General features: G+C 59.7%; 6 protein-coding genes. 4 read left to right on the forward strand and 2 right to left on the reverse strand.

The annotated features are described in order from the left end of the window. The first annotated feature begins 48 nt into the window (after positions 1 to 48). From H7698_RS25715 to H7698_RS25730, 4 genes are all read left to right on the forward strand, one after another. Positions 49 to 807, forward strand: a complete 759-nt coding sequence (locus tag H7698_RS25715) for a PIG-L deacetylase family protein (protein ID WP_162436709.1) — start codon at positions 49 to 51, stop codon at positions 805 to 807. Between the two features lie 295 nt (positions 808 to 1,102). Continuing rightward, complete coding sequence (locus H7698_RS25720; RefSeq protein WP_194693388.1) at positions 1,103 to 1,903, forward strand: endonuclease/exonuclease/phosphatase family protein; 801 nt, start codon at positions 1,103 to 1,105, stop codon at positions 1,901 to 1,903. Between the two features lie 101 nt (positions 1,904 to 2,004). Next, positions 2,005 to 4,578 carry an autotransporter family protein gene (locus H7698_RS25725; RefSeq protein WP_194693203.1) on the forward strand — a complete coding sequence of 858 codons (2,574 nt, stop codon included), beginning with the start codon at positions 2,005 to 2,007 and terminating at the stop codon, positions 4,576 to 4,578. A gap of 313 nt (positions 4,579 to 4,891) precedes the next feature. Beyond that, complete coding sequence (locus tag H7698_RS25730; protein WP_194693204.1) at positions 4,892 to 5,965, forward strand: autotransporter domain-containing protein; 1,074 nt, start codon at positions 4,892 to 4,894, stop codon at positions 5,963 to 5,965. A gap of 114 nt (positions 5,966 to 6,079) precedes the next feature. Here the strand turns inward: H7698_RS25730 and glgB are convergent, their stop codons facing one another. Further along, positions 6,080 to 8,311, reverse strand: coding sequence for a 1,4-alpha-glucan branching protein GlgB (gene glgB, locus H7698_RS25735; RefSeq protein WP_194693205.1), 2,232 nt, complete (start codon positions 8,309 to 8,311; stop codon positions 6,080 to 6,082). A 2-nt stretch (positions 8,312 to 8,313) separates the two neighbouring features. After that, positions 8,314 to 11,655 carry a maltose alpha-D-glucosyltransferase gene (treS, locus tag H7698_RS25740; RefSeq protein WP_194693206.1) on the reverse strand — a complete coding sequence of 1,114 codons (3,342 nt, stop codon included), beginning with the start codon at positions 11,653 to 11,655 and terminating at the stop codon, positions 8,314 to 8,316. Positions 11,656 to 11,790 lie beyond the last annotated feature (135 nt).

The following is an 11,790-nucleotide window of genomic DNA, read 5'->3' on the forward strand; positions in this document are numbered from 1 at the left end:
ACGGAGCGCCGACATTGTTCATACACCTACAACAAGGATGTCATTGCGATGAAATCTGCCTCCACCAGCGAAAACAGCCCGCCTGCACAGATCTGGAACAGCGCCCCGCAACTGGACAACATTCCCGTCATCAATACCGAAACCCTCGTCCCACCGGGCGCGCGAGCAGTGGTCATCTCGACCCACCCCGGCGATGAAGTGATGATGTGCGGTGGCCTGTTGCAACTGCTCAGTGCCTTGAGTCATCCCTTGCAATTGATCTCGATTTCCGACGGCAGCAGCAGCCAGCCGGGGTCGCAACAGTGGTCGGAGAAGCGCCTGAGTGTGTTTCGCTCCCAGGAAAGCGTCGAAGCGCTGCGCCGGCTCGGTTTGCCCATGCACAGCCTGAAATGGGTGCGCGGCGGGTTCACCGACAACGCCCTGGCCGAGCAGGAAGCTCAATTGACCGAATTTATTGCGCGTTACCTGCGCCCCGGAGACGTGGTTTTCAGCACCTGGAGCGAGGACAGTAACCGCGACCACGACACGGTCAGCCGTGCCAGTGCCAAGGCGGCAAAAATGGTGGGCGCGACGTTCAACGAAGTACCGATCCAGGCGTGGCATCGGCCCCTGCGGGATCGCGAACAAATCCCCTGGCACCGTGCGCGCAAAGTCCGCCTCGACAGCTGGACCGTCGCGCGCAAAAGCCACGCCACTCACGCCTATGCGAGCCAACTCAACGGTGAACCCGCCATCGGCCTCGCCCCCCTGTTGCCCAGGGTGCTGCTGCAACGCATGCGATTGCCGTACGAGATTGTGTTTGTCTGAACGCATCGCTAACGGCCAATTTCGTACAAATCCTGTAGCAACTCATCAGGTTCACGCAAATCCCCTGTAGCAGCTGCCGAAGGCTGCGTCCGACTGCGAAGCGGTCGCTTTCCGGGCGACGAGTTGTCCACTTGAAAATCGGGGGCCGCTTCGCGCCCCAACGCAGGCTTCGCCAGCTGCTACAGGGCGCGGGGTGTACGTGGGCTCCGTGTTAATTTGAAATTCATGACATGCGCTGAACTGCTCGGCCCTGCATCAGTCGCATACATATGAAGCCCGACTCAGAGGTATGAACGTGACGAGTGATCCAACGCGGCAGGCGATCGATTCGGTGCCGTTGAACACCCCGCAGGCCGTTCATCGGCTACGCGTATTGACGGTCAATACCCACAAAGGATTCACCGCACTCAATCGACGTTTCATTCTTCCCGAGCTCCGTGAAGCCGTGCGCAGCACCTCGGCGGATCTGGTGTTTTTGCAGGAAGTGGTCGGCGAACACGAGCGCCATTCCTCCCGGTTCAATAACTGGCCACAAACGTCGCAATACGAATTCCTCGCCGACAGCATGTGGAGCGATTTTGCCTACGGTCGCAACGCTGTTTATCCCGATGGTCACCACGGCAACGCATTACTCTCCAAATACCCCATTCGCGAGTACCGCAACCTCGACGTCTCGATCACAGGCCCCGAGCGTCGCGGCTTGCTGCATTGTGTGCTGGACGTACCGGGACACGCCGAAGTCCACGCCATCTGCGTGCACCTGAGCCTGTTGGAAAGCCATCGCCAGCTGCAACTGCAACTCCTCTGCCAGTTGCTCGAATCACTGCCTGACGACGCTCCGGTGATCATCGCAGGCGACTTCAACGACTGGCAGTTGCAAGGCAATGCGGCCCTCGCCCGTCGCGACTATCTGCATGAAGCGTTCGAACGCCACCACGGTCGTCCCGCAAAAACCTACCCGGCGCGGTTTCCTCTACTACGCCTGGATCGGGTTTACCTGCGTAACGCCAGCAGTCATGAGCCGCGGATACTGGGGCACAAACCCTGGACGCACTTGTCGGATCACCTACCGTTGGCAGTAGAAGTACATCTCTGATTGCGGAAATTAATCAGCACGACCTGTCAATTGTGTCAGTAGTTTCCTGTTGGAACTCTTGATAGGTTGTTGTAAATGCTGATGACCACGTGGAGACGAGAATGGATTTTTCGACAGCACGGCCCAAGTACCGCTTTAGCGTTTGTGCTGTTCCCCTCTGTTTTTGCATCGGCTGGTCGGTGAATGCCCAAGCCGCTTGCACACTCACTCCCTCTGCCGGCAATGACAATTACGTCTGTGACAGCGCCACCAGCGGACCGCTGACCGACCTGCTCGGCAACAACACCCTGACCTTTCCTGCCAACGGTACCGGCCGCATCAATGGCAATGTCGCCTTCGGTGCCGGCAGCGACACCGTGGAAATGAACTCCGGCACCCTCGCCGGCACGCTCGACCTGGGCGATGGCGTTGATCGGCTGCTGATCACCGCCGGGCAAATCACCGGCGCCGTCAGCCAGGGCAATGGCATTGATGACTTCGTCATGAGTGGCGGGAGCATTCAGTCCCTGGCACAAGGCGATGGCCGTGACACCTTCCTGATGACCGGCGGCACCATCGTCGGCGCGTTCGAGGACGGCGACGTGGCGAAAATGACCGCGGGCAGCATCGGGCGCGTCGACATGAAGCTCGACAACAATATTTTTGACCTGTCGGGCGGGCAGATTCTCGGCAACCTGGTGACGGCCTTCGGCACCGATACCATCATCGTCTCCGGTGGCAGAATCGGTGGCAACGTCAGTGTCAGTGGCGGCAACGACAGCATCACTGTGACCGGTGGCGAAATTGCCGGCGAGATCCGCGCCAGTGTCGGCGATGACGTGCTGAACTGGAACGGTGGCGGGATTATCCGTTCGGCGATCCTGATGGGCGAAGGCAATGATCGTGCGACCCTGGGCAATCTAACCGAAAGCACCCTCGCCCTGACCCCGAGCATGGATGGCGGTCCGGGCAACGATCTGCTGGCCTTTGACCAGACCACGACGGCCGGCGCCGCCCGGTACATCAATTGGGAAACGGTCAACCTGAACAACAACTCACGACTGGACCTCGATAGCAGCAGCTTTGCGCTGGGCGACAGCACCAGCGGTACCGGAGTGTTCAACATTGACGGCAGCAGCACGCTGACGTCGACCCAAGGCAGCATCACAGCTTTCACGGCAGGCCAGCTCGCCACGTTGAACAACGCCGGCACCCTCGACCTCACCCGTGCCAACACCCGCACTAACGACACATTGACCGTGCAAGGCAATTACGCTGGCAACGGCGGCAAACTGTTGCTGCAAAGCGTGCTTGGCGATGACAGCTCGGCCAGCGACAAACTGGTGGTGAATAACGGGACTTTGACCGGCAATACCTTGATCACCGTCACTAACCTGGGCGGCGCGGGCGGATTGACGCAGCAAAACGGTATTCAGCTTGTGGAAGCCCAAGGCACGGCGGTCAGCAGCAACGGCGCTTTCGCACTGAACGGCGGCCTGATCTCCGCCGGTGCGTTCGATTACCGCCTGTTCAAGGGTGGTGTCACGGCAGGCACGGAAAACAGTTGGTACCTGCGTTCGGCCGTCGTTGCGCCACAAGTCACGACTGTTCCAAATCCCGACCCGGAACTGCCGCCCATTGTTGTTCCCGTGGTCGCGGTGCCGGTCGCGGCGCTGGCGCCTGAAGGCAATCCCGAACTCCCACCCTTGCCTGCCGCCGTGCCGGGCGCCGAACCCATCGCTTTGTATCGTCCTGAAGTCCCCAACTGGTCAGTGTTGCCGCCGGCGGCTGCGCAACTGACCCTGATGGCGCTGGGCACGTTCCATGATCGCCAGGGCGATCAGCGACTGCTGACCGAAACCGGTGCGTTTGGCGCTGGCTGGGGTCGGGTGTATGGCAAGAATCTCGACCAGACCTGGGCGGGCACCGTGTCGCCTCGCTTCGACGGTTCGATCAGCGGCTTCCAGGTCGGCAATGACCTGTACAGCTCACAGTGGTCCAGCGGGCAGACGCAACGCACCGGGTTCTTTGTCGGGCATACCCAGATGAAGGGCAATGTCGATGGATTCAACGAAGGCTTCAAAGGCAAGCGCGCCGGCAAGATCGACCTTGAGGGCGACAGCTATGGCCTGTACTGGACGCTGACCGACCCCAAAGGCTGGTACATCGACACAGTGTTGATGGGCACTCGACTGGATGGCGACAATCATTCCGAACGCGGCCTGAAAATCGACAATCGTGGCCATGCGCTCACAGTTTCCGCCGAAGCGGGCTACCCCATCGCCGTGGCTGGCAACTGGGTGGTGGAACCCCAAGCGCAAGTCATCCACCAGAAAATCTCCCTCGACAGCCAGGATGACGGCGTGTCTCGCGTTTCGTTCGATTCCGATGGTGCCTGGACCGGTCGCTTGGGCGCTCGGCTCAAGGGCCGTTACGACGTCGGGGGACGTCCGCTGGAACCCTATCTGCGCGCTAACCTGTGGCACACCTTTTCAGGCAGCGACACCGTGACCTTCGACGACGTCGATCAGGTCACTACCGAACAGAAGTCCTCCTCCGCCGATGTCGGCCTGGGCGTCATCCTGAGCCTGGCTTCGACCGTGAGTGTTTACGCCGGCGCAGACTACAGCAGCAATATTGACAGCCAGGACCTGCGTGGTTTGTCGGGAAACGTGGGGCTCAGGGTTAGCTGGTAACCATCATTTAAACGCTCTGGCGCGGGTTTTTTTGACGATGTCATGTACAAACAAGTACTTAGATCAGTGCCGTAAATCAGTCACTTGACAGCGTTAAATTAACCCTACCATTTATCGGCCATTTTCTTGACGCAACGTCAGGGGTCTTCTTAGCTACACGGTACTACCCCCGGAAATACCATCAGGTTCAAGCCTCCAGACACCCGCATACACGGGAGGTCAGAGGCTTGCCCTACTCCATTCGGTCGCCCCTCATTCGGGGTAGGAGAGACGCCAAAGCGAGATAGCGCATGCGATTGCAAGGTAGACCACCATGAGAACTTCACTCACCCCTCAAGAGATCAAAGTCACGTTTTGCACCGTTTCAAGCTCAATCCTGCTGTGTTCATCCATGGAGGTGAAGGCAGGCTCTGCCGAAGATGAAACGCTGCCCTGGTATCGCCAGGACATACCGGTGCTGTCACTACCCGCTATTTCCATCACCGCCCCCTACCCAGGCCACTTCAGCCCCGCTGACGATGTGCGAAGTTCACGCCTGACGATTGAAGACGCAGCACCCTCCGCCTGGGATCAACTCTACGGCCAACCTTCGCGCCAGGCTCAAACCGACTTTATGGCCCAAGGCTCGTCCCTCTCTGGCGGTACCGAATTCAAAGGCCCGGCGATCCTGACGCTGCAAAGTAGCAGCGGACATACCCAGCGAGTCGGGCTGATCGGCGGCACCACCCAGTTCCAGGGCAACAGCAACGGGTTGTTGACCAGTCGCGCCCTGACGGATCCCGCCACCGACACCCTCAACCTGCAAGGCCAGAGCCTCGGCGCGTACTGGAGCCTGACCGGCCCACAAGGCTGGCACGTGGATTTGTCTGCCAGTGGTGGCCGGGTCAACGGTTTCAGCCGCAATGAACAGGGCGCCCGGCAGATGACCGAAGGCAGTGCAGTGACGTTTTCGGTTGAGGGCGGCTTTCCGATCGGCGTGAGTGAGAACTGGGTGGTCGAACCCCAGGCCCAGTTGATCAACCAGCGCATTACCCTGGATACGCCCTATGGCGGATCGGGCAACGCATCATCCAGCGACCTGACGTCGTGGAGCGGCCGGGTCGGTGCGCGATTGAAAGGGAGCTACGACATCAATGGCCTGGGCGTGGAACCTTATGTTCGGACCAACCTGTGGCACACGGTGTATACCGGCAACACGGTGACCCTCGATCAGGTCGACAAGATCAGCAGCAGCCGCAAATCATCGACGGTGGAGTTGGGGTTGGGTCTGGTGGCGAAGGTGACACCGGTGGTGAGCCTGTACGTCAGCGCCGATTACAGCAGTGATGTGGATGAGAACGATTTGAACGGGTTGATCGGCAGCCTGGGCGTGCGGATGCGCTGGTGAGCGGTTGGCATTAAGAAAGATCGCAGCCTGCGGCAGCTCCTACATTGACCGTGTGTTAACCCGATACTGTAGGAGCTGCCGAAGGTTCGGGCCGCGTTCGGACGATCTTTTGATTTACAGTTCCGGCCGCAGGATCAACACCGCCAACGGCGGCAAATTCAAGTCCAGCGACAGCGGCTGCCCATGGCTCGGCTCTTCTTCGGTAAACGCCCCGCCACCGTTGCCGTAGTTGGAACCGGCGTACATCGCCGCATCACTGTTGATGACCTCGGTCCAGCGACCGGCAAACGGTACGCCCACGCGATAACCCTGACGTGGCACCGGGGTGAAGTTGGCCACCACCAATACCGGACGCCCGTCCTTGCTCCAGCGCAGGAACGCATAGACGCTGTTGATCGCATCGTCGCCGATCAACCACTGGAACCCTTGCGGCGCGTCGTCCTGATCGTGCATCGCCGGTTCTTCGCGATACAACCGGTTCAGGTCACCCACCAGCTTCTGCACGCCTTTGTGCTCGGAGTACTGCAGCAAGTACCAGTCCAGTTGCTGATCGTGATTCCACTCGCGCCACTGGCCGAATTCGCAGCCCATGAACAACAATTTCTTGCCCGGGTGCGACCACATGAAACTCAGGTACGCGCGCAGGTTGGCAAACTTCTGCCAGCGATCACCCGGCATCTTGTCAATCAGCGAATGCTTGCCGTGCACCACTTCGTCGTGGGAGATCGGGAGGATGAAACGCTCGGACCACGCATACACCAGGCCGAAACTCAGCTCGTTGTGGTGATGCCCGCGGTACACCGGGTCCTGTTGGATGTAATGCAGTGAGTCGTGCATCCAACCCATGTTCCATTTGTAATCGAAACCCAGACCGCCCTGTTGCGTGCTCTGGCTCACACCCGGCCAAGCAGTGGATTCTTCGGCGATCACCAGCGCACCCGGCGCTTCGAGGTTGACCACGTCATTAAGGTGGCGCAGGAAGTCGATGGCTTCGAGGTTCTCGCGACCGCCATGCCGGTTCGGTACCCACTCGCCAGCCTTGCGCGAGTAATCGCGATACAGCATCGACGCTACTGCATCGACACGCAGGCCATCGACGTGGAAATGCTTGAGCCAGTGCAACCCCGACGCCAGCATATAGCCGTGCACTTCGGTGCGGCCGAGGTTGTAGATCAGCGTGTCCCAATCCTGATGAAAGCCTTCCTGTGGGTTGCCGTACTCGTACAGCGCAGTGCCGTCGAACTGGGCCAGGCCGTGGGTATCGGTCGGAAAATGCGCCGGAACCCAGTCAAGGATCACGCCGATATCCGCCAGGTGGCAGGCATTGACGAAGGCGGCGAAATCATCCGGCGAACCGTAGCGGGCACTCGGGGCGAACTGCGAGAGCAGTTGATAGCCCCACGAACCACCAAACGGGTGTTCCATGATCGGCATCAATTCGATGTGGGTGAAGCCCAGTTCCTTGACGTAAGGAATCAGCCGTTCACCCAACTCATGCCAGGTGTACTGACGGGCGACTTCACCCAGATCGTCCAGTTCACACTGCCAGGAACCGGCGTGCAATTCGTAGATCGACAACGGTGCGCTCGGCTTTTGACGCTCGCCCCGCGCCTGCATCCACTCGTGGTCCTGCCAGTCAATGTTCAGCGGTGAGGCGACTTTCGACGCGGTGTCCGGTGGCAGCGAGGTTGCCAGCGCCATCGGATCGGCCTTGAGCGGCAGAATGCCTTGGGCTCCGAGGATCTCGTATTTGTAGGCCTCACCGGCCTGCATGCGCGGGATGAACAACTCCCAGACACCGGTAGGATGACGCAGGCGCATCGGATGACGACGGCCGTCCCAATTGTTGAAATCGCCGACCACCGACACCCGCTTGGCATTCGGTGCCCAGACGGCAAAGCGCACGCCATCGATGCCATCAACTGTCTTCAGCTGCGCACCGAGGCAACTGCTCAGGTCGCGGTGATTGCCCTCGGCAAACAGGTACAAATCCATCTCGCCCAGCAACGGGCCGAAGCTGTAAGGGTCTTCCGACACCTGCTCGCCTCCAGCCCAACGGGTGCGCAGCACATAGGGCTGAGCGCGGTCGAAATGGCCAACAAACAATCCAGGGGTCTGGGTCGCTTCAAGGTTGCCGAGTTCTTCCCCGGAGTCCTTGGCGATGACCTGCACGCTCAAGGCGTCCGGCAGATAAGCCCGAATGTATTGCCCGCCGGCGCCATCGCCGTGGGGGCCCAGAATTGCAAAAGGGTCGTGATGCTCGGCGCGTACCAGCGCGTCGATGTCCCGCGATCCGGGCAGCAGCGCTTCTTTAGCGTGACCCTGTTCCTTGTTCGAGAAACTCATGACTACTCTCCACCAAGATCGGAAAAGGGTTTAAGCCCACTCAATAATCCATATAAACCATGCAACGGCACGGGCAGCCAGGTCGGGCGATTCTCCGCCTCATAGGCCACCTCGTACGCGGCCTTTTCCAGACCGAACAACGCCAGCGCAGCATCCTCGCCTTCAGGATCTTGCCACGCATGAGCAAGACTAGCTGCCGCTCGCCGATAGGCGTCGATAAATGCGATTTTTGCCTCACTCAAATAACGCTCGGCAACCCGCGTGCGCGCAGCTTGCGCAGTTTCGGTGTTGTCGACGTTGTGCACATTGATCGTCATCGCCGCTGCGTAATCGAAGGAACGCAACACGCCGCTGACGTCTTTATACGGACTGTGCTTGCCCCGTCGTTCATGCAATGGCCGCGCCGGTTCGCCTTCAAAGTCGATCAGGTACGCATCGCCCTTGATCACCAACACCTGACCCAAATGCAAATCGCCGTGTACGCGGATGCGCAAACCACCGGCCGACTTTTTACCCAGGTCCTGGACATGGCTAAGGATCGCCTTTTTGTTGTCCAGTAAACGACTGACCAACGCTTGGTCTTCGGGGTTCAGTTCGTTTTGATGCTCCTTGAGCAACTTCAACGAGTGCTCAACTTGAGCCGCGACATCCTTGGCCGATGCGAGGGCCTCTTTCTGCGTGGTGATGTGCGGCGCGAAGTCCGGGTCGTCGGTGGGCGCGGCCAGCACCTGGTGCATTTCGCCCAATCGCTGACCCAGCATGCCGGCGAAATCTTTCAGCTCCCCAAGCGCGTTGTAATGTTGTTCCTGCTCGGAGATGGCTTGCGCCAGTTCGTCGCGCAACGCCCGTTCGAGATTGTTCTGGGTCCATTCCCAGGCGTCGCCCTGATTGCTAAGAAAGCCCTGGGCGATCATCAGCAGCGTGTCTTCACCCTGAGCATCACGGCGAATCACCGAACCCAGCAGCGGCGAAATATTGCTGAAGCCGGCATTGGTCAGGTAAGCGCTCATCTCCAGTTCCGGGTGCACGCCGGAGGCGATTTTACGAATCAGCTTGAGCACCAGGCTCTTGCCGACCACGACCGAACTGTTGGATTGCTCGGCAGACAGGTAACGCACCTCGGACTCTGCATTGAGCCCCAGTTTGGCCAGTTCGGCAGTCGGTTCGAAACGGATCTCCCCGGCTTCCGAGGGCAAAACCGAATTGCTCTGCATGCCTTGCAGGACCGCACGAATGAAGTTTTCCAGGGCGAACGCATCCGTGATGACGCCGACCTGACGGCCACGCCGTACTCGAGACAGCGCCAACTGTTGCGGCAATGCCGGCCCGACCTGATCTTCGGCGATAAAGCCGAACGGCAGTTGGTAGCGGCTGGTCTGGCCATTGCTGGTGACATCGATTTCACTGAGCAATACCGGGTGCTGCGCATCGCCAAAGCGCACGCCGTAGGCCAGTTTGACCTGCTCGATGGCGGCATCCTTGCCGGCAAACCAGCGACGGTTCTGCAGCCAGCTCGGCAGAATGCCTTGTTCCAGGGTGTCCCGGGCCGGCGCGTCGAGCAGCTCTTCCATGCGGTGTTTGAGCACCAGCGTAGTGAAGTCCGGCAGGCTTTGCGCCGGTTCGACGTGCCAGCTGGGCATCTGATTCTCCGCGGCCAGGCCAAACCAATAGAAGCCGTACGGGGCCAGGGTCAGCAGGAAATTCAGCTGGCCAATTGGCGGGAAGGCATTACCGCCAAGCATTTCCACCGGCACCATGCCGACGTAGGCCGACAGGTCCAGCTCCGCCGCTTGTGCACTGCGCGAAACGTTGGCCACGCAGAGGATGATTTCGTGCTTGCCATCCTCCCCAGTGAATTCACGGGTGTAAGCCAGGATCCGCCGGTTGCTCGGCGAGAGCATTTTCAACGTACCGCGACCAAATGCCTTGGACTGCTTGCGCACAGCGAGCATGCGGCGGGTCCAGTTCAGCAGCGAATGCGGGTCGCCGGCCTGGGTTTCGACGTTGACCGACAGATACCCGTATTGCGGGTCCATGATCGGCGGCAGCACCAGGCTCGCCGGATCGGCGCGGGAGAAGCCGCCGTTGCGGTCAATCGACCATTGCATGGGCGTACGCACGCCGTCGCGGTCGCCAAGGTAGATGTTATCGCCCATGCCGATTTCATCGCCGTAGTACAAGGTCGGCGTGCCGGGCATCGACAACAGCAGACTGTTCAGCAGCTCCACGCGACGGCGGTCGCGTTCCATCAGCGGCGCCAGTCGTCGGCGGATACCCAGGTTGATCCGCGCCCGACGGTCGGCGGCGTAGTAATTCCACAGGTAGTCACGCTCTTTGTCGGTGACCATCTCCAGCGTCAGTTCATCGTGGTTACGCAGGAAAATCGCCCACTGGCAGTTGGCCGGGATCTCCGGGGTCTGGCGCAGGATATCGGTAATCGGGAAACGGTCTTCCTGGGCCAGCGCCATGTACATGCGCGGCATCAACGGGAAGTGGAACGCCATATGGCATTCATCGCCATTCTGGCCTTCAGCGTCGGTGTCACCGAAGTACAACTGCGTGTCTTCCGGCCATTGATTGGCCTCGGCCAGCAACATGCGGTCCGGGTAGTTGGCGTCGATTTCGGCGCGGATCTGCTTGAGGACGTCGTGGGTCTCGGGCAGGTTCTCGTTGTTGGTGCCGTCGCGCTCGATCAGGTAAGGAATGGCATCCAGGCGCAGGCCATCGATGCCCATGTCCAGCCAGTAACGCATCACCGACAGCACGGCTTTCATGACTTGCGGATTGTCGAAATTCAGGTCCGGCTGGTGGGAGTAAAAACGGTGCCAGAAATACTGGCCAGCCACGGGGTCCCAGGTCCAGTTGGACTTCTCGGTGTCGAGAAAGATGATGCGGGTTTCGTCGTACTTCTGATCATCATCCGACCACACATAGAAGTCCCGGGCCGCCGAGCCTTTCTTGGCTTTGCGGGCGCGCTGGAACCAGGCGTGCTGGTCGGAGGTGTGGTTGATGACCAGTTCGGTGATCACCCGCAGGCCGCGTTCATGGGCCTCGGAAATGAACCGCCTCGCGTCGGCCATGGTGCCGTAATCGGGGTGTACGCCCCGGTACTCGGCGATGTCATAGCCATCGTCGCGCCGAGGGGACGGGTAGAACGGCAGAAGCCAGATGGTGTTGACGCCGAGATCGGCAATGTAATCGAGTTTGGCGATAAGACCGGGAAAATCGCCGATCCCGTCATTGTTGGAGTCGAAAAAAGACTTAACGTGTACCTGGTAGATCACCGCATCCTTGTACCAGAGCGGGTCCTTGATAAAAGTGGCTGCCTTGGGTTTCTTCGCCATTTGAAACTCCTGTTGAATTCAATAAAGCCACTGCAGCGCAGCGCTCGCAATACACCGGCGTACCCTGTAGGAGCTGCCGAAGGCTGCGATCTTTTGACTTTGACTTTAAAGGTCAAAAGATCGCAGCCTCGTTGC

The sequence above is a fragment of the Pseudomonas sp. p50(2008) genome (assembly GCF_015351605.1).
GTDB lineage: Bacteria > Pseudomonadota > Gammaproteobacteria > Pseudomonadales > Pseudomonadaceae > Aquipseudomonas.